The 19684-nt window shown below is 63.9% G+C and carries 20 protein-coding genes; all 20 read left to right on the forward strand.

From position 1 onward, the window contains the following. Positions 1-377: hypothetical protein (locus H8S57_RS17130; RefSeq protein WP_207723813.1), on the forward strand; the 377-nt coding region annotated here is incomplete at its 5' end. Positions 378-462: 85 nt separating this feature from the next. Then, a complete protein-coding gene (pyrH, locus tag H8S57_RS14250) occupies positions 463-1185 on the forward strand; it encodes a UMP kinase (protein ID WP_186908696.1) in 723 nt (240 codons plus the stop codon). 1 nt (position 1186) lies between these two features. Continuing rightward, a complete protein-coding gene (frr, locus tag H8S57_RS14255) occupies positions 1187-1741 on the forward strand; it encodes a ribosome recycling factor (protein WP_186908697.1) in 555 nt (184 codons plus the stop codon). 208 nt (positions 1742-1949) lie between these two features. Next, a complete protein-coding gene (gene uppS, locus H8S57_RS14260) occupies positions 1950-2696 on the forward strand; it encodes an undecaprenyl pyrophosphate synthase (RefSeq protein WP_186908698.1) in 747 nt (248 codons plus the stop codon). Further along, complete coding sequence (locus H8S57_RS14265) at positions 2697-3527, forward strand: phosphatidate cytidylyltransferase (protein WP_186908699.1); 831 nt, start codon at positions 2697-2699, stop codon at positions 3525-3527. It abuts the gene before it with no gap. Next, positions 3524-4663, forward strand: coding sequence for a 1-deoxy-D-xylulose-5-phosphate reductoisomerase (locus tag H8S57_RS14270; RefSeq protein WP_186908700.1), 1140 nt, complete (start codon positions 3524-3526; stop codon positions 4661-4663). The genes H8S57_RS14265 and H8S57_RS14270 overlap by 4 nt, the downstream gene beginning before the upstream one ends. A 136-nt stretch (positions 4664-4799) precedes the next feature. Continuing rightward, on the forward strand, positions 4800-5864 hold the full coding sequence (locus tag H8S57_RS14275) for a M50 family metallopeptidase (RefSeq protein WP_186908701.1): 1065 nt from the start codon (positions 4800-4802) through the stop codon (positions 5862-5864). 13 nt (positions 5865-5877) lie between these two features. After that, positions 5878-6915 (forward strand): flavodoxin-dependent (E)-4-hydroxy-3-methylbut-2-enyl-diphosphate synthase, encoded by a 1038-nt coding sequence (gene ispG, locus H8S57_RS14280; protein ID WP_186908702.1) that lies wholly within the window; start codon positions 5878-5880, stop codon positions 6913-6915. Positions 6916-7055: 140 nt separating this feature from the next. Continuing rightward, positions 7056-11177 (forward strand): PolC-type DNA polymerase III, encoded by a 4122-nt coding sequence (locus H8S57_RS14285; RefSeq protein WP_186908703.1) that lies wholly within the window; start codon positions 7056-7058, stop codon positions 11175-11177. A gap of 572 nt (positions 11178-11749) precedes the next feature. Further along, complete coding sequence (gene hisZ / locus H8S57_RS14290; protein ID WP_186908704.1) at positions 11750-12922, forward strand: ATP phosphoribosyltransferase regulatory subunit; 1173 nt, start codon at positions 11750-11752, stop codon at positions 12920-12922. A gap of 2 nt (positions 12923-12924) precedes the next feature. Further along, entirely contained in the window at positions 12925-13569 is a 645-nt protein-coding gene (gene hisG / locus H8S57_RS14295; protein WP_186908725.1) for an ATP phosphoribosyltransferase, read from the forward strand. Then, positions 13566-14840 (forward strand): histidinol dehydrogenase, encoded by a 1275-nt coding sequence (hisD, locus tag H8S57_RS14300; RefSeq protein WP_186908705.1) that lies wholly within the window; start codon positions 13566-13568, stop codon positions 14838-14840. Before hisG ends, hisD begins: the two co-directional genes overlap by 4 nt. 25 nt (positions 14841-14865) lie before the next feature. Then, entirely contained in the window at positions 14866-15477 is a 612-nt protein-coding gene (hisB, locus tag H8S57_RS14305) for an imidazoleglycerol-phosphate dehydratase HisB (RefSeq protein WP_369807634.1), read from the forward strand. Continuing rightward, on the forward strand, positions 15477-15785 hold the full coding sequence (locus tag H8S57_RS14310) for a hypothetical protein (protein ID WP_186908706.1): 309 nt from the start codon (positions 15477-15479) through the stop codon (positions 15783-15785). The genes hisB and H8S57_RS14310 overlap by 1 nt, the downstream gene beginning before the upstream one ends. Then, complete coding sequence (gene hisH / locus H8S57_RS14315; RefSeq protein ID WP_186908707.1) at positions 15782-16390, forward strand: imidazole glycerol phosphate synthase subunit HisH; 609 nt, start codon at positions 15782-15784, stop codon at positions 16388-16390. Before H8S57_RS14310 ends, hisH begins: the two co-directional genes overlap by 4 nt. Further along, positions 16387-17109, forward strand: coding sequence for a 1-(5-phosphoribosyl)-5-[(5-phosphoribosylamino)methylideneamino]imidazole-4-carboxamide isomerase (gene hisA, locus H8S57_RS14320; RefSeq protein WP_186908708.1), 723 nt, complete (start codon positions 16387-16389; stop codon positions 17107-17109). Before hisH ends, hisA begins: the two co-directional genes overlap by 4 nt. Before the next feature lie 100 nt (positions 17110-17209). Then, positions 17210-17965, forward strand: coding sequence for an imidazole glycerol phosphate synthase subunit HisF (gene hisF, locus H8S57_RS14325; protein ID WP_186908709.1), 756 nt, complete (start codon positions 17210-17212; stop codon positions 17963-17965). Between the two features lie 6 nt (positions 17966-17971). Next, the gene (hisI, locus tag H8S57_RS14330; RefSeq protein ID WP_186908710.1) at positions 17972-18304 is read left to right on the forward strand and encodes a phosphoribosyl-AMP cyclohydrolase; all 333 of its coding nucleotides are present in this window, start codon (positions 17972-17974) and stop codon (positions 18302-18304) included. Further along, complete coding sequence (hisE, locus tag H8S57_RS14335) at positions 18301-18630, forward strand: phosphoribosyl-ATP diphosphatase (protein ID WP_186908711.1); 330 nt, start codon at positions 18301-18303, stop codon at positions 18628-18630. The genes hisI and hisE overlap by 4 nt, the downstream gene beginning before the upstream one ends. A 224-nt stretch (positions 18631-18854) precedes the next feature. After that, a complete protein-coding gene (locus tag H8S57_RS14340) occupies positions 18855-19673 on the forward strand; it encodes a DAPG hydrolase family protein (protein ID WP_186908712.1) in 819 nt (272 codons plus the stop codon). Positions 19674-19684: the final 11 nt, after the last annotated feature.

Raw genomic sequence — 19684 nt, forward strand, 5'->3', positions numbered from 1 at the left:
CGGACATGGTTTACAGACTCCTTTCAGAATGGTGTGTCGCAACTTCATTCTACCAGAGTTCTGCAAACCATGTCTCTTTTTATCCTCTTTTATATTTGCGCAACTTATTTTACCTTATCAAAATCCGGGGCCCCCGCCCGGCATGTGCCGGGTGGGGAGCGAACTTCGCCGAGGAGATCGCCAAGCAGCTGGGCAAGCAGATCGCAGAGGGCTTTCGAGTGCCGGACACAGGCGTGTCCGGCACTTTTCCGTGCTCCGCGTTCTTTGGCCGCTGCGGGGCAGTCCGGGGATCCGGCAAGAGGGCGGCGCGTCCCGGCCGGCGGAAGCGAAGCTTCCCGGCGGTTTTTTACGGGGAAAGGATTGCGAACAAATTGTAAAAACTTTAGCCTAGCCTCTATGCAAAAGTGGAAAACTATATTAAAATAGGGAGGATCAAAATACCATGCAGAAGGGGTTGGAACTATGAGCGAACCGCAGTACAGGCGGGTGCTTCTGAAGGTCAGCGGCGAGGCTCTGGCAGGGGAGGCAAGCCGCGGGCTGGATTTCGACGTGATCGGCAGCGTATGCGACGTGATCAAAAAGTGTGTAGATCTGGGCGTCCAGGTGGGCGTTGTGGTCGGCGGCGGTAATTTCTGGCGTGGCCTGAAGGACGGCGGCGACCGGATGGAGCGTACCAGGGCCGACCATATGGGCATGCTGGCCACCACCATCAACGCACTGGCCGTAGCGGACGTGCTGGAGCAGAAGGGCGTGGATGTGCGCGTGCAGACCGCCATCGAAATGCGCTCCATCGCAGAGCCCTACATCCGCTCCAAGGCGATCCGGCATATGGAGAAGGGCCGCGTGGTCATCTTTGGCTGCGGCACGGGCAACCCCTTCTTTTCCACCGATACTGCGGCTGTGCTGCGGGCGGCTGAGATCGACGCCGACGCCATCCTGCTGGCCAAGAATATCGACGGCGTGTACAGCGCCGACCCCCGGAAGGACCCCAGCGCGGTCAAATACGATACTATCACCTACGACGACGTGCTGGCCAAGCATCTGGAGGTGATGGACTCCACCGCCACGTCCCTGTCCATGGACAATAAGATCCCAGTGATCCTCTTTGCCCTGAAGGACCCTGAGAACATTCTGCGGGTGGTCCTGGGTGAAAAAATAGGAACGATTGTCAAGGAGGAACCGTGAGATGAAGGAAGTCAATCAGGAATTCGACGCAAAGATGCAGAAGACCATCGAGGTGGTCATGGGCGATTTCGCCAGCGTCCGGGCCGGGCGGGCCAACGCCGCCGTGCTGGATAAGATCACCGTGGACTATTACGGCACCGCCACCCCGATCAATCAGGTGGCGGCCATCTCCTCGCCCGATCCCCGCAGCCTGATGATCCAGCCCTGGGACGCAAGCCTGCTCAAGGCCATTGAAAAGGCCATCCAGTCCTCCGATCTGGGCATCAATCCCCAGAACGACGGCCGCGTTATCCGCCTGGCCTTCCCCCAGCTCACGGAGGAGCGCCGCAAGGAACTGACCAAACAGGTCAAAAAGTACGGCGAAAACGGGAAAGTGGCCATCCGCAACATCCGGCGGGACGCCATGGACAAGTTCAAGGCCATGGAGAAGAAGTCTGAGATCACCGAGGATGACCGCAAGGAGTTCGAAAAAGAGCTCCAGGACCTGACTGAGAAGCGCTGCAAGCAGATCGACGAGCTGACGGCGAAGAAGGAAACGGAGCTCATGGCGGTGTGAGCCCTTCCGGGCGCCGCAGGCGCGGCCGCGGCGCGTCTGCCGCCGCCTTTGGGAGACGGCCGTGCCTTAAGGTCCGGCGGGAAACGGTAAAGGATCGGCACGCTGCGGCGTGTTTTGGGGGCCTTCGCCCCCGTTGCCCCCGGGATCGGGGGCTGTGCGGGGCACGGCGGTGTCCCGCACACTATTATTGGACCGGGTAGGATGGAATATGGCATTTTTAAAACCAAAGCAGGCCCCTGTGCCTCAGGTGGATTTTGAGCGCCTGCCCCGGCATGTGGCCATCATCATGGACGGCAACGGGCGCTGGGCGAAAAAGCGCGGCCTGCCCCGTACGGCAGGTCACGCGGCCGGGGCGGAGACCTTCCGTACGATCGCCACCTACTGCAAGGACATCGGCCTGGAGTATCTGACGGTGTACGCCTTTTCAACCGAAAACTGGAAACGCCCCGCGGAGGAGGTCTCCGCCATCATGGGCCTGCTGAAGAAGTACCTGCTGGAGGCCATCGGCCGCATGGAGCGGGACCGGGTGAAGATGAAATTTTTCGGGGACCTGACGCCGCTGCCCCGGGAACTGCGGGAGCTGTGCGAGCGCACGGAGGAGATCGCAAAGCACTACGACGGCGTGCAGGTGAACATCTGTCTCAACTATGGCGGCCGGGACGAGATCATTCGGGCGTGTAAGGCGTTTGCCGCCGCCTGCGCCGCGGGGGAGACCGCTCCGGGCTTTCTGGACGAGGCGGCCTTTGGACAGTATCTGTTCTCCGCCGGGGTGCCCGATCCCGATCTGATCATCCGGCCCAGCGGGGAAGTACGTATTTCCAACTTCCTGCTCTGGCAGTCCGCCTATGCGGAATTCTATTTTACCGACGTGCTGTGGCCCGACTTTTCCAAAGACGAGCTGCATCGGGCGTTGGCGGCTTATCAGAGCCGCTCCCGCCGTTTTGGAGGTGTTTGAGTGGGGAAACGTGTCCTGGTGGCGGTGATCTTTATCCCGCTGCTGCTGGCGGCGATCTATGGGGTATCCCCGGTCTGGCCCATCATCCTGCCGATCATCATCGCCGCCCTCTCCATGATCGCGGTGCATGAGGCCCTGTGGTCCACCAGCTTTTTGAAGCATCCCCGCATTTCCGGCTACTCCATTTTGCTGGCGGGCCTGATCCCCTTCTGGGTCTACTACGACGGCCGTCCGCTGCCCGCCCTGTGCGGATTGTTCGTCTACGTGCTGCTGCTGTTCTGTGAGGCCATCGCCAGCCGCAAGCGCATCACGCTGGAAAAGATGGGCGGGGCGTTTTTCCTGTCGGTCTTCATCCCCTTTTTCCTGTCCTCCTTCCTGCGCATCCGCCTGATGGGCAATTGGGAGGCGCTGGTGGTGCTGCCTTTTATCGTGGCCTTTATCAGCGACGCGTTCGCCCTGTTTGCCGGCATGGCGTTCGGCAGGCATAAGCTGGCGCCGGAGCTCTCGCCCAAAAAGACGGTGGAGGGCGCTGTGGGCGGCTTTGCTGGGGCGGTGGTGTGCAGCGTGCTCTACGGCGCGCTGCTCCAGTTCGCTTTCCGCTGGCAGGTAAGTTATGCCGCCCTGGCCCTCTACGGCGCGCTGGGCAGCGTGGTCTCCCAGCTGGGGGACCTGTCCTTCTCCTATATCAAGCGGGAATACGGCATCAAGGACTTCGGCAACATTTTCCCGGGGCATGGCGGTGTGCTGGACCGCTTCGACAGCGTGATTTTCTGCGCCCCGCTGATCGAGCTTCTGATCCGCATCCTGCCCGCCGTGGGGGTGGGCGCATGAGCAGAAGGATCGCGCTGCTGGGTTCTACCGGTTCCATCGGGCGGCAGTCACTGGAGGTGATTGCCGCCTGTGGCATGACTGTGGCCGCGCTGACGGCCAACCGGGATGTGGAGCGGCTGGAGGCGCAGTGCCGGGCCTTTGCTCCGGAGCTTGCCGTGCTGATGGATGAGACGGCCGCCGCCGACCTGCGCGTCCGGCTGGCGGATACGCAGGTGCGGGTGGCCTCCGGCATGGAGGGGCTGCTGGAAGCGGCGTCCCTGGAGGGGGCCGATACCGTACTGACCGCCGTAGTGGGTATGGTGGGTCTGCGCCCTACGCTGGCCGCCGTCCGCGCGGGCAAGCGCGTCGCCCTGGCCAATAAGGAGACCCTGGTATGCGCCGGGGAACTGGTGCTGGACGAGGCGCAGCGCTGCGGCGCCCGGCTCGTTCCCGTGGATTCGGAGCATTCCGCCATTTTTCAGTGCCTTCAGGGCTGCCGGGACCGGGGAGAGGTGAAGCGCCTGATCCTCACCGCCTCCGGCGGGCCCTTCTTCGGCTGGGACCGGACGCGCGTGTCCCGCGCCACCCGGGAGCAGGCGCTCAAGCACCCCAACTGGTCCATGGGGGCCAAGATCACCATTGATTCGGCCACCCTCATGAACAAGGGCCTGGAGTTCATCGAGGCCATGCGGCTGTATTGCATGCCGCCGGAAAAAATCTCCATTGTGATCCATCGGGAGAGTATAGTCCACTCCCTGGTGGAATACTGTGATAATGCGGTGCTGGCTCAGCTGGGCGCGCCCGACATGCGCCTGCCGATCCAGTACGCCCTTACGTGGCCGGAGCGGACGGCGGCGGCGGCAAAGCCGCTGGACCTGCTGTCCTGCCCGCCGCTGACCTTCTGCGCACCGGATTACGAGGCGTTTCCCTGCCTGCGCCTGGCGTTGGAAGCCGCCCGTACCGGCGGTACGGCCACGGCGGCGCTCAACGGAGCCAACGAGGCGGCGGTGGGGCTGTTTTTGGCCGGACGCTGCTCCTTCGGCGGGATTGGGGAACGGGTGGAGCGTGCGCTGCGTGGGGTGCCGGCGGTCCAGGCGCCTACGCTGGAGGATATTCTGGAGGCCGACGCCGCGGCCCGCGCCATCGCGATTTCGTAGCGCCCGGGTGCGGCGGGGCCACCGTCTGCTGCTGCGCCGCTTTCCTCCGGCCGGTCCAAACCGCTTTTTAGCCCATCCGGGGCCTTAGGGCCACGGCGGCCCCGGATGCATCCGCCCAATGAATAAGGAGCGTTCTATGACCATCGTTTATATCCTCATCGCCGTCCTGATGTTCGGCCTGCTCATCGCCATCCATGAATTCGGCCACTTTATTGCCGCCAAGGCGCTGGGAGTCCGGGTCAACGAGTTCGCCATCGGCATGGGGCCGCAGCTGTTTTCCCGCCGGAGCGGGGAGACGTCCTATTCCCTCCGGGCCTTTCCCATCGGCGGCTTCTGCGCCATGGAGGGGGAGGGGGAGGACTCCGACGACCCCAGGGCCTTTGGGAACAAGCCCGCCTGGAAGCGGTTTTTCATCCTGGTGGCCGGGGCCTTCTTCAATTTTGCGGCCGGGGTGGTTCTGATCCTGGCCCTCTTTTCCCAGGTGGAGGGGTTCGTGGCCCCGGTGGTCACCGGCTATATGCCCGGCGCGGAGGACCTTCAGCAGACCGGCCTGCTGCCCGGCGACCGGCTGTACCGGGTGGACGGCCACCGCATCTATTTTAATGCCGACGCGCTGCTCTATCTGGACCGGGCGGGCGACACTGTGGACCTGGAGGTGATCCGGGACGGCGCGCGCGTGACGCTGAACGGCGTAAGCATGCCGGTGCGCACCCTGACGGATGCGAACGGCCAGCAAGTCCAGAAGCGGGGCGTCTATATCGGACAGGTGGAGGAGGCCACGCTGGGCCTCAAGCTGAAGAACGCCTGGTATCAGTCGGTGAGCTATGTGCGTATGGTGTGGATGAGCCTGGGCGATCTGATCACCGGCGCGGTGGGGGTGCGGGATATGTCGGGCCCCATCGGGATTGTCAACGCCATGGGGGAGATGGGCGCCCAATCGGAGAGCGCGGGCGAGGCCGTCCGGAATATCCTGAATTTTGTGGCCTTCATCGCCATCAATTTGGCGGTGATGAACCTGCTGCCCATCCCGGCCCTGGACGGCGGACAGATTTTGTTCCTGGTGGTGGACGGCGTGTGGCACCGGCTCACCCGGCGGCGCATCAATCAAAAATATCTGGGCTATATCAATATGGCGGGGTTCTGCTGCCTCATCGGATTGATGGTGGTGGTGGCAGTGAGCGACGTCGTCAAGCTCTTCTGAGGGGGACGGGACAGTGACAAAACAGATTTTGGTCGGCGGCGTTCCTGTGGGCGGCGGCGCCCCGGTGAGCATCCAGTCCATGACCAACACCCGCACCGACGACGTGGCGGCCACCGTGGAGCAGATCCGGCGCCTGGAGGCGGCGGGCTGCCAGATCGTCCGGGTGGCGGTGCCCGACCGGGCCGCCGCACGGGCCGTGGGCGCCATTCGGGAGCGCATTTCCATCCCGCTGGTGGTGGATATCCACTTCGACTACCGGCTGGCCCTGGAATGCATTGCGGCGGGGTGCGACAAGGTGCGCATCAACCCCGGCAACATCGGCGGAGAAGACCGGGTGAAAGCGGTGGCCCAAGCCTGCCGGCGGCGCGGCGTCCCCATCCGCATCGGAGTCAACGGCGGCTCGCTGGAAAAGCCCATCCTGGCGAAATACGGCGGAGTGACCGCCGAAGCGCTGGTGGAGTCCGCCTTCGGCCACATTGCCCTGCTGGAGCGGTACGACTTTACCGATATCTGCGTGTCCCTCAAGTCCTCCAGCGTACCGGTCACCATGGCGGCCTACCGCCGGATGGCGGAGGAAAGCGATTATCCGCTGCACCTCGGCGTGACCGAGACGGGCACCCTGCGTATGGGTACGCTCAAATCGGCCGTGGGGATCGGGGGCCTGCTGGCCCTCGGCGTCGGAGACACGCTCCGGGTGTCCCTCTCCGCCGACCCGGTGGAGGAGGTTCGCGCGGCAAAGGATATCTTGAAGGCGGTGGGCCTGGAGCGGGGGGAGCCCGATCTGATCGCCTGTCCCACCTGCGGGCGCACCCGCATCGACCTGATCGGCCTGGCCGGCCAGGTGGAGGAGCGGCTGAAGGGGGTCCATAAGCCCATCACCGTGGCGGTGATGGGGTGCGTGGTCAACGGTCCCGGCGAGGCGTCCGCCGCCGATGTGGGCATCGCCGGCGGAGACGGCGAGGGCCTTTTGTTCCGTAAGGGCGAGATCGTGAAAAAGGTTCCCCAGCAGGCGCTGGTGGACGAGCTGTTTTTGCTGATCGACACGCTGTGATGCGCGTGCCGGCCGGAGTACCGGCGAAAGGACGGCCCTGCCGCCGTTTGCCGTTCCGCCGCCGCCGGCCTGCCCGCATTTACCACCTGCAGGGGCGGCACAGGGCCGCCCGGACTGGAGTTTAGGAGAGAATTGGAACCATGCCGGAAGCACAGAAGATACCGTTTCTAACATTGTTTTCCGCCTGGAAGCCGGGCGGCGAGCTGGCCGGGATCGCGGAGGGGCTCATGGTGACCCGCGCGGTCGTCGACAAGGCCGCCCGTTCCATCCGCGCGGAGGTGGAGTGCGCCCGTGCGCCGGAAGCGCCGGTAAAAGCCATGCTGGAGCGCAGCCTGGCCCTGGCCTACCGGGTGGAGCGGGTGGAGCTGGACCTGACGGAGGGGAGCGCGGCGCCGCCCCTGCCGGCTTCAGAGCGGGAGCAGGCGGCCGCGCCGCCGCCCGCCGCCGTTGTCACGGCCGACGACCCCTTCGCCCGTACCGAGGCGATCCGGCGGGAGGCCCTGAAAAAGCTCAAGCTGGCCAGGCCGAAGGAGCATGCCCCCAAATCCGCAGGGGGGAAAAAGCAGCTGATCTACGGCCAGCATGCCATCAAGAAGGAGCCCGTCCCCATGGGGTCCCTGGAGCTGGACATGGGGACGGTGGTGGTCAAGGGCGACGTCTTCGCCGTGGACCACCGGGAGCTGAAAAAGCGGGGGGCCTGGGTCGTCTGCTTCGATGTGACCGACTATACCGGCTCGGTGCGGGTGTCCAAGTTTTTTCCCGGCGACGAGGGAAAGGCCATCGTGGACGGGGTAAAAAAGGGCCAGCATCTGTACCTCCAGGGCAAGCTGAACATCGACCGCTTTACCGGCGACATGGTGCTAGAGCCGTATGCCATCATGGAGGGACAGAAAGCGCAGAAGACCGACGACGCACCGGAAAAGCGGGTGGAACTGCACCTGCATACCACCATGTCCGCTATGGACGCCCTGACCCAGGTCAGTCCCAAGGCCGGGCCGGACAAAAACGTGGTGAAACGGGCGGAGGCCTGGGGGCACCGGGCCATTGCCATCACGGATCACGGCGTGGCCCAGGCGTTCCCGGACGCCTGGCACTCCGCCAAAAAGATCAAGGTCCTCTACGGTGTGGAGGCCTATTACATCAATGATGTGGACGACCGGGTGGTGGTCCACGGGGAAGGGGAGCAGGATTTTACCGGCGAGATCGTCTGCTTCGATATCGAGACCACCGGATTGGACAAGCGGACCGACGCGATTACCGAGATCGGCGCGGTGGTGCTGCGGGACGGCCGGGTGACCGAGCAGTTTTCCACGTTTGCCGACCCGGGCCGCCCCCTTTCCCGGGAAATCAGCGAGCTGACCGGCATCACCGACGCGATGCTGGAGGGCGCCCCCTCCCAGGCCGAGGCCATCGGGGCCTTCCTGGACTTCGCGGCCGGCCGGCCGCTGGCCGCCCATAACGCGGAATTCGACCTTGGCTTTATCGCCGAGGGCTGCCGCAGAATGGGCCGCCCTTTTGCGCCGACCTCCATCGATACGCTGATCCTGGCCCAGAATCTGCTGCCCGAGCTGGGCAAATACAAGCTGGATCTTGTGGCGGGCCACCTGAACCTGCCTGCCTTCAACCATCACCGTGCCTACGACGACGCGGCCACAGTGGGCTACATGCTGGTCCCGTTTTTTAAGATGCTGGAGGACAGAGGCGTACATACCCTCCGGCAGATCAACCCCGCCATGACCCAGCTGCGGGGGGGCGGCAAGGCACGCCGCCAGCCCAAGCACCTGATCGTGCTGGCCAAGAACCAGCTGGGCCTGCGCAACCTGTACCGGCTCATCTCCGACGCCCACCTGGAGCATTTCAAGCGCTATCCCATCATGCCCAAGAGCGCGATCAATCAGTTCCGGGAGGGGCTGATTTTGGGCTCTGCCTGTGAAGCGGGAGAGCTTTACGAGGCGGTCGTCAAGCGCAAGGACTTCGACGAGCTCAAGCGCATCGCCTCCTGGTACGACTTTCTGGAGATCCAGCCGGTGTGCAACAACGCCTTTATGCTGCGCAAGGGCATTGTGAAGAGCGAGGAGGAGATCCGGGACTTCAACCGTACCATCGTGGCGCTGGGCCGCGCCCTGGACAAGCCGGTATGCGCCACCGGAGACGTGCATTTTTTGGACCCGGAGGACGAGATCTACCGCCATGTGCTGCTGGCCTCCAAGGGCTTTGAGGATGCGGATTCCAGCCTGCCCATTTACTTCAAGACCACCACGGAGATGCTGGAGGAGTTTTCCTACCTGGGGAAGGAGGAGGCCTACAACGTGGTGGTGCGCAACACCAACCTGGTGGCCGACTGGTGCGAGGACGTGGCGCCCCTGCCCAAGGGCCTGTTCGCCCCCAAGATCGAGAACTCCGCAGAGGAGCTGACCCGGCTGGTCTGGGAGAAAGCGAAAGCCCTTTACGGAGAGCAGCCGCCTCAGATCGTCTTGGACCGGATCAACGCCGAGCTGGGGGATATCATCAAGTGTAAATACGACGTGATCTACATGTCCGCGCAGAAGCTGGTGCAGGATTCTCTGGCTCACGGCTACCTGGTAGGCTCCCGGGGCTCGGTGGGTTCCTCTCTGGTGGCCTTCATGTCGGGCATCACGGAGGTCAATTCCCTGCCCCCCCATTACCGCTGTCCCAAGTGCAAGCACTCTGACTTCGAGAGCGCAAAGCAGCTGGGGGCGGGCTGCGGCGCGGATATGCCGGACGCCGCATGTCCCGTGTGCGGCGCGCGGTATGAGAAGGACGGCTTCAATATCCCCTTTGAGACCTTTTTGGGCTTTGGCGGCGACAAGGTGCCCGATATCGACCTGAATTTCTCCGGCGAGTACCAGGCCAACGCCCACCGCTATACCTTTGAGCTCTTCGGGCAGACCCACGTGTTCCGGGCGGGCACCATCGGCACCGTGGCGGAAAAAACGGCCTTCGGCTATGTGAAGAAGTATATGGATGAGCGGGGCATGCACGCCACGCGGGCGGAAGAAAACCGCCTGGCCCAGGGCTGTACCGGCGTCAAGCGCACCACCGGCCAGCACCCCGGCGGCATGGTGGTCATCCCGCAGAACCGGGAGATCTACGATTTCTGCCCGGTGCAGCATCCGGCGGACGATACGGGCACCGATATCGTCACCACCCATTTTGAATATCACTCCATGGAGTCCAACCTTTTAAAGCTGGATATGCTGGGACACGACGACCCCACCATGATCCGCATGCTCCAGGATCTGACCGGGGTAGACCCCCAGAAGATCCCCCTGGACGACGCGGGGACCATGAGCATCTTCACCTCCTCCGAAGTGCTGGGCTTTGTGGACGACCCGGTTCTGGGCCCCACCGGCGCGGTGGCCATCCCGGAGTTCGGTACTTCCTTCGTCCGGGGCATGCTGGTGGATACCCAGCCCAGCGAATTCGATATCCTGGTCCGGCTGTCCGGCTTTTCCCATGGGACCGACGTGTGGCTGGGCAACGCCAAGGATCTGATCGTGGATCAGGGGATCCCGGTCGGCCAGGCCATCGGCTGCCGCGACGATATCATGCTCTTCTTGATCTCCTGCGGCATGCCGGAAAAGCGTTCCTTCAAGATCATGGAGGCGGTGCGGAAGGGCCGGGGCCTGCCCGACGGTGCGGAGGAGGAAATGATCGCCGCGGGGGTGCCGGAGTGGTACATCGGCTCCTGCAAGAAGATCAAATATCTCTTCCCCAAAGCCCATGCGGTGGCCTACGTGATGATGGCGTTCCGCATTGCCTGGTTCAAGGTCCATGAACCGCTGGCCTTCTACGCCGCCTATTTCTCCATCCGGGCCAAGGCCTTCGACGCCACCTGCATGTGTTGGGGGATGGACGCCTGCAAGGCGAAGATGAGAGAGATCAAGAGCAAGGAGAACCCCTCGGCGGTGGAGGAGGATATGCTGGTCACGCTGGAGGTGGTCTACGAGTTTTACCTCCGGGGCTTTCACTTCGAGCATGTGGACCTCTACCGCTCCCACGCGCTCAATTTCCTGATGGACCGGGAAAAGAAGAGCCTGCTTCCGCCCTTTACTTCGATTCCGGGTTTGGGCGAGACGGCGGCCTGGTCCATCATGGAACAGCGGGAGGGCAAGCAGTTTATTTCCATCGAGGAGTTCTCCGCCGCGTGTCCCAAGGTGTCCAAGACCCATATCGAACAGCTCAAGGCCGCCGGCGCTCTGGACGGCATGCCGGATACCAGCCAGATTACGCTGTTTTGACGGGCGGCATGCCGTCCTTCGCCGCGCCGGCGGCGTCCAAGGGTTTTGCACGGCAAAACCTTGCTGTGGGGCGGATCCATTCCGCCCCACAGGTGAACGAAACCGGGCCCCCCGGAAAGCCGTTGGCTTTCCGGGGCCATGCCGGATACCAGCCAGATTACGCTGTTTTGACGGGCGGCATGCCGTCCTTCGCCGCGCCGGCGGCGTCCAAGGGGGTTGCACGGCAAAACCCTGCTGTGGGGCGGATTCCGCTCGCCCGGCAGGGGAAGGAAAACAGGTCCCCGCAAACGCCGGAGGCGTTTGCGGGCCATACCGGATGTCGGACGGGCTTGCCGGGGACGGCGAAATGTGCCATGCTGCCGGAAAGCGTCAGCGGAAGGGCACGGGGGGCAAACGCCCCCCGTGCCCTTCCGCTGACAAAAGCAGCGGGACGGCGGCAAGGCGGCGCTCCTGCGCCGGAGGGACGGAAGTTTATTCGGCCTTGCCGCAAAAGGACGGCAATCGCTTGACAAGCGGCAGGAAATATAGTATATTAGCGTGGTAACGCGTTAAAGTAAAAGGGGAGATGCCCTGTGAAGTACACCATCAATACCCCCGAAGGGACCCGGGACCGGCTGTTTGCCGAGTGCAGGGACCGGCGGCGGGTGCAAAATGCCCTGACCGCCCTCTTTCGCCGCCGGAGCTATGCGGAGGTCTCCACCCCCGAGGTGGAGTTTTATGACCTGTTCCTCCAGTCGGGCAATCCCATGCCCCAGGAGGCTATGCTGAAGATCGTCGACCGCAGCGGCAGGATACTGGTGATGCGGCCGGATTGCACCACGCCCATCGCGCGGGTGGCGGCCACCAAGCTGAAGACCCTGCCCTTGCCCCAGCGGCTTTATTACGATGAAACGGTCTTCCGCTCCGGGGCGGAGCACCGGGGCAGCAGCGGAGAGATCGCCCAGTGCGGCGTGGAGCTGATCGGCGCCGCCGGCGCCAAGGCAGACCTGGAGGTCGTGGCCCTGGCGGTGGACGCCCTGCGCTCCTGCGGGCTGGAGCGCTTTCACATTGAGCTGGGCCATGCCGGATTTTTCAAATCCCTGGCCGCCGGTATGGAGATGGATGGGGAGACCGTGGAAAAGATGCGCGCGCTCATTGAGGGAAAGAATTTTGCCGCATTGGGAGACCTGCTGGAGCCCTATGCCGACCGGAGCGCCTGTGCCGCGCTGGCGAGGCTTTCCCGCCTGTTCGGCGGGGTGGAGGTGCTGGAGGAAGCGCAGCGTCTCGCGGGGAAAAACGAGGCGCTGACCTACCTGCACGACCTGTGCCGGGAACTGGAAGCCGCCGGATACGGAGACTTCCTCCGCTTTGACCTGGGTCTGGTCCACCAGATCGACTATTATACCGGCGTGGTCTTCCGGGGCTATGTGGAGGGGGCGGGGGACGCCGTTCTCTCCGGCGGCCGGTACGACGGCCTGGTGGCCGCCTTTGGACGCAACGCGCCTGCCACCGGATTTGCCATCGACGTGGACGCGGTGGCAGGCTGCCTGAGCGCGGGGGAGCCGCCCCGGCTGGGGGTATTGGTCCACTTTGCGCCGGGCCAGCTCGCCCGGGCGCTGACGGCGGTGGACGGCCGGGCGGGGGGGACCTGCGAACTCTCCCCCTGCGAAACGCTGGAGGCCACGCTGTCCCTGGCCAGGGAGAAGGGGGCCGCCCGTGTGCTGGTGCTGGAGCAGCAAGGGGAGAGGCTGGTGGATGTGCCATGACCATGAACACAAACCGTCTGCGCCTGGCGCTGACGAAAGGGCGCCTGCAGGACAAAAGCGTGGAGCTCTTCGAGGCCATGGGCCTGGACGGTTCCCCCATTCGAAATCCCGGACGTCGGCTGATCCATTCCATCCCCAACTATCCGCTGGACGCGGTGCTGGCCAAGGCCCCCGATGTGATCACCTACGTGGAACACGGCGTATGCGACCTGGGTATCGTGGGCAAGGACACCATCCTGGAGCAGGGCAAGTCCTTTTACGAGGTGCTGGACCTGGGCTTTGGCCGCTGCCGCTTTGCCCTGGCGGTGAAGGAGGGGAGCGACTTCTACGGTACTTACAAGACCCGGCGGATCGCCAGCAAATATCCCAATGTGGCCCGCGCCTTCTTCGAGAAGAAGGGCATGGACGTGGATATCATCAAGATCGAGGGCAGTGTGGAGCTGGCCCCCATTCTGGATTTGGCGGATGCTATCGTGGATATCGTGGAGACCGGGGCCACGCTGCGGGAAAACGGGCTGACCCCCATCGAGGACGTGGCGCAGGTGAGCGCCCGCCTGATCGTAAACACGGCCAGCATGAAGCTGTATCAGACGGAAATCGAGGATTTTATTGCCCGTTGTGAGGCGGAATTGGAGAAGCGGAAATGATTCAGATCGTAACGGCGGACGGCAGGGCGGAGCAGCAGGTCATCTCCGCCATGCGCGCCCGGCAGGCGCAGGCCAATGCGGCCATCGAGGCGGCTGTCGCTGAGATTTTTAATACGGTAAAGGAAAACGGGTTTTCAGCCGTGCGGGACTACTCCCTGTGCTTTGACCACGCCGAGCCGCGGGAGATCCGCCGGGAGGAGCTGGACGCGGCCTATGCCGCCTGCCCCGGGGCGCTGATCGCGGCCCTGGAGCACGCCGCGGCCAACATCCGGGACTACAACGAAAAGCTGCTCTCCCACACGCTGGAGTGGAGCTCTCCCGACGGCGGCGTGGTCGGCCGCATCGTACGGGGGCTGAAGCGGGTGGGCGTCTATGTGCCCGGCGGGACGGCGGCCTATCCCTCCTCCGTGCTGATGAACGCAGTGCCCGCCAAGGTGGCCGGGGTGGAGGAAATCGTGATGGTCACCCCGCCTACGGGGAATCTGAACCACGCCGTGCTGGCCGCGGCAAAGATCGCCGGGGTGGACCGGGTGATCGCCGTGGGCGGCGCCCAGGCGGTGGCGGCGCTCACCTATGGCGCGGGCTTTATTCCCCGGGTGGATAAGCTGGTGGGACCGGGCAACGCCTATGTGGCCGCCGCCAAGCGTATGGCCTACGGCACGCTGGACATCGACATGGTGGCCGGCCCCTCGGAGGTGCTGGTCATCGCGGACGAGACCGCCCGGCCCAAGGATGTGGCCGCCGACCTGCTGAGCCAGGCGGAGCACGACAAGCTGGCCTCCGCCGTGCTGCTGACCACCAGCGCCGCGTTGGCACAGGCGGTGGACGCCGAGCTCGTCCGGCAGACCGGGTACCTCAGCCGCTCTGAGATCATGGAGTGCGCCCTGCGGGACTTCGGCTGCGCCATCGTGTGCCGGGACCTGGAACAGGCCGCGCAGCTGGCCAATGAGATCGCCCCGGAGCACCTGGAGATCATGACTGCGGACCCGCGCGCCCTGCTGCCCGCCATCCGCAACGCGGGAGCGGTCTTTCTGGGGGCCTGGTCGCCGGAGCCTCTGGGGGACTACCTGGCGGGCCCTGACCACGTGCTTCCCACCTCGGGGACGGCGCGGTTTTTCTCGCCGTTGAGTGTGGACAGCTTCCTCAAGACCATGAGCGTCATCCAATATGACCGCGCCAGCCTCGCCCCCATCGCCGGGCAGATCGTCACCCTGGCGGAGAGCGAACACCTGACGGCCCACGCCAACTCCATCCGGGTACGCTTTGAATAAAACTGTGGAACGAGGAGGAATTTCCGTGAAAGTGCCTGTGTACCGGGCGGGAGAGGCCCCCAGCCGGGCCTATTCCATTGAACGCAAGACCAAAGAGACCCAGATCGCCGTGAACCTCTGCCTGGACGGGGGCGAGGTGCGGGTATCCACCGGCATCGGCTTTTTTGACCATATGCTCACCGCCCTGGCCTTCTACGCCGGCTTCGGCCTGGAGCTGGAGGCCGCGGGGGACCTGGAGGTGGACGGCCACCACACGGTGGAGGACACCGGCATCGTCCTGGGCCAGGCTTTGAACCATGCCCTTGGGGACCGGAAGGGCATCCGCCGGTTCGCCTCCGCCTGCATCCCCATGGACGAGGCCCTGTGCTTCGCGGCCCTGGACTTCTCCAACCGGCCGTTCCTGGTCTTTGATGCGCAGATGCCCCAGTCCAGGATGGGCGATTATGAGTCCTGCCTCACCGAGGAGTTCCTGCGGGCCTTCGCGTTCAACAGCGGCTTGACCTTACATATGAAATGCCGCTACGGCTCCAACGCCCACCACATCACCGAGGCCCTGTTCAAGGCCCTGGGGGTGGCGATAAAGGAGGCCGTCACGGTCACCGGCACCGGCGTCACCTCCACCAAGGGAGTCCTGTGATGGCGGCGGAGAACGGGACGCTGCGGGCCTTCCGCGCCCTGGTGAGGATCCCCGATCTGACCCGGCGGCTGCGGTCCTGGGGCCTGGTGGGACATATGCCCGCCCGCAGGGATCACCGGCGAAGGGGCTGGGCCTGGGCCTGTCAGGCCGCGGCCGGGGCGCTGGCCCGGAAGGCAAATTGCACCGAGATCATGCCGCTGACCGGCGCCAAAGAGGCGGGCGCCCCCGCCTTTTATGAGAGGGCGGGCTATGACCGCCGGGAAAAGACAGTCCTTCTTCAGCGGCTGGAAGGAGGCATACAGACATGAGCTATACCGCTATCGTGGATTACGGCGTGGGCAACCTGAAAAGCGTTACCAACGCCATGCGCTACCTCGGCTTGGATACCTGCATCACCGGCGATGAGGCTGTGCTGGAGCGCGCCGACGCCATCATTCTGCCGGGTGTGGGCGCGTTTCCCGACGCGGCGGAACGCCTGCGCGGACCGGGCCTGGACCGGGTACTGGTCCGTCAGGCGGCGAAAAAGCCCATTTTGGGCATCTGTCTGGGCATGCAGCTTTTGTTCGACGTGGGGGAAGAGGTACGGGAATGCAGCGGCCTTGGTCTGGTCCATGGAAGCGTCCGGCGGATCAAGACGGACCGAAAGCTCCCCCATATCGGCTGGAACAGCCTGAGCCTCCAGAATCACTCTCCGCTGTTCCAGGGACTGGAGGAGGGCGCCTGGGTCTATTTCGTCCACAGTTTTTGCGGCGTGGCCGAGCATGAGACCGACGTGATCGCCCGGACGGAGTACGGCCCCTCGCTTGTGGCGGCGGTGAGCCACGGCAATGTGTACGGCTGCCAGTTCCACCCGGAGAAAAGCGGGGAGGCGGGACTGCAGATTTTGCGGAATTTCGGAGGGTTGAACCGATGATCGTTTTACCGGCCATTGATTTGCAAGACGGTAAGGTCGTGCGGCTTTACAAAGGAGATTTTGATACCGTACATCCGGTGGCGGAGGATCCGCAGCGCACCGCCGCGGCCTTTGCCGATGCGGGCGCCCGGTATCTCCACATGGTGGATCTGGACGGGGCCAGGAGCGGCGAGCGGAAAAACGGCGCGATTGTCCGTGCCGTGGCGGAGCGTTCCGGCCTGCGGGTAGAGCTGGGAGGCGGCATGCGCTCCATGGCCGACCTGGAGGCGGCCGACGCCATGGGGGTGTCCCGTATGGTCATCGGCTCTGCCGCCGTCCGCGATCCGGCTTTCGTCCGCGCCGCCGTGGAACGTTATGGAGCGCGGATCGCCGTTGGGATCGACGCCCTGGACGGCATCGTCAAGACCGCCGGATGGGTAGAGTCCTCCGGGCTGGATTATTTGGAATTCGCCCGGTCTATGGAAGATATAGGTGTAAAGGTGATTATCTTTACAGATATTGCCACCGATGGAATGTTGACGGGCCCCTCCTTTGACCGGTTGGCGGCGCTGCAGAAGGCGGTCTCCTGCGATCTGGTGGCCAGCGGCGGCGTGACGGAGCTGGACGATATCAAGCGACTGCGGGATATGGGCCTGTACGGGGCGATCATCGGCAAGGCTTATTATGCCGGGACCATCGATCTGGCGGCCGCGGTGGCGGCGGCCGGGGCACAGACATGAAAGGGACGCTTCCGGGCTTCGGCGGCGCGGAAAAGCCGGTCATGGCAGGGCCGCCGCGGCGCGGCCCTGTGCAGAGCGGCCGGTATCGGGAGGGACGGTTATGTTAGCAAAGCGGATCATTCCCTGCCTGGACGTGCGGGACGGCCGGGTGGTGAAAGGCGTCAATTTCGTCCACATCCGGGACGCGGGCGATCCGGTAGCGCTGGCCCGATACTATTCCGACCAGGGGGCGGATGAGATCGTCTTTCTGGATATCACCGCCACCAGCGATGCGCGGGACACGGTGGCCGACGTGGTGGAACGCACGGCGGAGCAGGTTTTCGTGCCGCTGACCGTGGGGGGCGGCATCCGCACCCTGGAGGGCTTCCGGCGGCTGCTGCGGGCGGGTGCGGATAAGATCAGCGTCAACTCCGCCGCGGTGGACGACCCCACGCTGATCGCCCGGGCCGCGGAGCGGTTCGGCTCTCAGTGCGTGGTGCTGGCCATCGACGCCAGAAGCCGTGGGGACGGCACGTACGAGGTGGTGGTCCACGGCGGGCGCAAGCCCACGGGACTGGACGCCGTGGCGTGGGCCCGCCGGGGGCAGGAACTGGGCGCCGGGGAGATCCTGCTCACCTCCATGGACGCCGACGGGACCAAGGCGGGCTTCGACCTGGCCATGACGGCGGCGGTCACCCGCGCGGTGGGGATCCCGGTCATCGCCTCCGGCGGCTGCGGGAGCCTGGCGCATTTCGCCCAGGTCTTCGAGGAGACCGGCTGCGACGCGGCGCTGGCGGCCTCCCTGTTCCACTTCGGGGCATTGACCGTGCCCCAGGTGAAGGATTTTCTGCGGACCAGAAACATACCGGTGAGGTGAAGGAACATGGCGTTTGATCTGGACCAGCTCTTTGTGAAATCCGATCTGATCCCTGTGATCATCCAGGAGGCGGACACCGGCGAGGTGCTCATGCTGGGCTTTACCAACCGGGAGGCGGTGGAGCTGACCCTGAAGACCCATACCGCCTGGTTTTGGAGCCGCAGCCGCCGGGAGCTGTGGAACAAGGGGGGGACCTCCGGGCACTACCTGCACGTCAAACGGATGGCGACCGATTGTGATACGGATACCCTGCTCTATTTCTGCAAGCCGGACGGTCCCACCTGCCATACGGGCAGCCGCTCCTGCTTCTTCAACACGATTTGGGAGGAAACGATATGAACGACAGCGTACTGCAGGAGCTCTACCAGGTGGTCCTGGGCCGGAAGAGTACGCCCCGGGAGGGCTCATACACCTGCTATCTCTTTGACAAGGGCCTGGATAAGATCCTGAAAAAGGTGGGGGAGGAGTGCTCCGAGACTATCATCGCCGCGAAGAACGGCCGGCAGGAGGAGACGGTGGGGGAGATCTCCGACCTGATCTACCACCTGATGGTGATGATGGCCCAGCAGAACATCCCGCTGGAGGCGGTGCTGGAGGAACTCTCCCGGCGCAGTCAAAAAATCGGGAACCTGAAACAAATGAAGTCGGTAGACCGGGAGACCTGAAGACTGTATTCTGGATCGATACAGTTGATATAAACAGATGTATAGACGATTAAACAATTTAAAGGGGAAGCGGCGGCCGGGCCGAGCGCCTAAGCGTACGGAAAGGCGGTCGGTTCGGGCGCGTTGATCCGATTCGTGCGGGTTGGCATGACTTTTGCTGCTTTATGGAACCAGAAGACGCCGGACAGACCGGCGATGTTCCAGTATCAAAAGGAGTGATCGAAATGGCCAAGAAAGTACCCGCTAACAACGAAGATAAGAAGCGCAGCTACTACAAGTACTACCTGCAGGATTGTGCTGCCGGGGATCCGGAGCGCCACAAGCTGATCGACGCGGGCCCGGGAGATCCGGCCAACGCCCTGCACATCGATAACCGAAACGACCTGTTCCTGCCCGGCGACCTTCCCGGTGAGTTCGGCTGGTTCCAGATGAGCGACGGCACCGGCCTGATCGCCAACAAGACCTTTTTCCCCGGCGTGGACGGCGTCATGTTCGACTGGTGGTTTGCCTGGCATCCCATTCACCGTCTGCGTTACGCCTGCTGGGATAACGAGGATCACTACGACGTCTATCTGGACGATCCCGCCAAGGCGTTGGATCTGAGCAAGTCCATGCGGGAGCGCCACTGGGGCAGCATCCACAACATCTGGGAGGATATCGGGACCGGAAAGGCCGATCTGCTGCGCATCCACTTCCGCAAGCCCTCGGAGCTGGGCTATGACGAGTCCAAGGTGGATACCGAGGTGTGCAACGCACTGGTGTGCGCCAACGTACAGGTCATCGGCGACGATACCATGCCCGACGTGCCGGTAGTCATGACCCATTTCCTGCGTCCCTGCGAGGGCGGCAGCATTTTGCGCTCCCGCTTCTGGTTCGGCTGGCAGATCATCGACGGCAAGGCCGTCAAGTGCATCCCCGACGGGGTTCAGATCCCCGCCCAGGCTATGGTCAACCTGCTGCACCACAACGTGAAGGAGTTTTCCAACCTGTCCCGCATCCTGCCCGCCCTCTACGCAGAGGAGAAGGATAACTGGCTGGACTGAGCCGATTACAG

The organism is Lawsonibacter hominis (assembly GCF_014287895.1).
GTDB lineage: Bacteria > Bacillota > Clostridia > Oscillospirales > Oscillospiraceae > Lawsonibacter_A > Lawsonibacter_A hominis.

Bases quoted from the DNA above. Each gene is read 5' to 3' on its own strand.
- uppS (WP_186908698.1), top strand. From the start codon at position 1,950: ATGGCATTTTTAAAACCAAAGCAGGCCCCTGTGCCTCAGGTGGATTTT.
- hisG (WP_186908725.1), top strand. From the start codon at position 12,925: ATGAACACAAACCGTCTGCGCCTGGCGCTGACGAAAGGGCGCCTGCAG.
- hisD (WP_186908705.1), top strand. From the start codon at position 13,566: ATGATTCAGATCGTAACGGCGGACGGCAGGGCGGAGCAGCAGGTCATC.
- frr (WP_186908697.1), top strand. From the start codon at position 1,187: ATGAAGGAAGTCAATCAGGAATTCGACGCAAAGATGCAGAAGACCATC.
- hisI (WP_186908710.1), top strand. From the start codon at position 17,972: ATGGCGTTTGATCTGGACCAGCTCTTTGTGAAATCCGATCTGATCCCT.
- hisE (WP_186908711.1), top strand. From the start codon at position 18,301: ATGAACGACAGCGTACTGCAGGAGCTCTACCAGGTGGTCCTGGGCCGG.
- H8S57_RS14285 (WP_186908703.1), top strand. From the start codon at position 7,056: ATGCCGGAAGCACAGAAGATACCGTTTCTAACATTGTTTTCCGCCTGG.
- hisF (WP_186908709.1), top strand. From the start codon at position 17,210: ATGTTAGCAAAGCGGATCATTCCCTGCCTGGACGTGCGGGACGGCCGG.
- H8S57_RS14275 (WP_186908701.1), top strand. From the start codon at position 4,800: ATGACCATCGTTTATATCCTCATCGCCGTCCTGATGTTCGGCCTGCTC.
- hisH (WP_186908707.1), top strand. From the start codon at position 15,782: ATGAGCTATACCGCTATCGTGGATTACGGCGTGGGCAACCTGAAAAGC.
- H8S57_RS14270 (WP_186908700.1), top strand. From the start codon at position 3,524: ATGAGCAGAAGGATCGCGCTGCTGGGTTCTACCGGTTCCATCGGGCGG.
- H8S57_RS14310 (WP_186908706.1), top strand. From the start codon at position 15,477: ATGGCGGCGGAGAACGGGACGCTGCGGGCCTTCCGCGCCCTGGTGAGG.
- H8S57_RS14340 (WP_186908712.1), top strand. From the start codon at position 18,855: ATGGCCAAGAAAGTACCCGCTAACAACGAAGATAAGAAGCGCAGCTAC.
- pyrH (WP_186908696.1), top strand. From the start codon at position 463: ATGAGCGAACCGCAGTACAGGCGGGTGCTTCTGAAGGTCAGCGGCGAG.
- hisA (WP_186908708.1), top strand. From the start codon at position 16,387: ATGATCGTTTTACCGGCCATTGATTTGCAAGACGGTAAGGTCGTGCGG.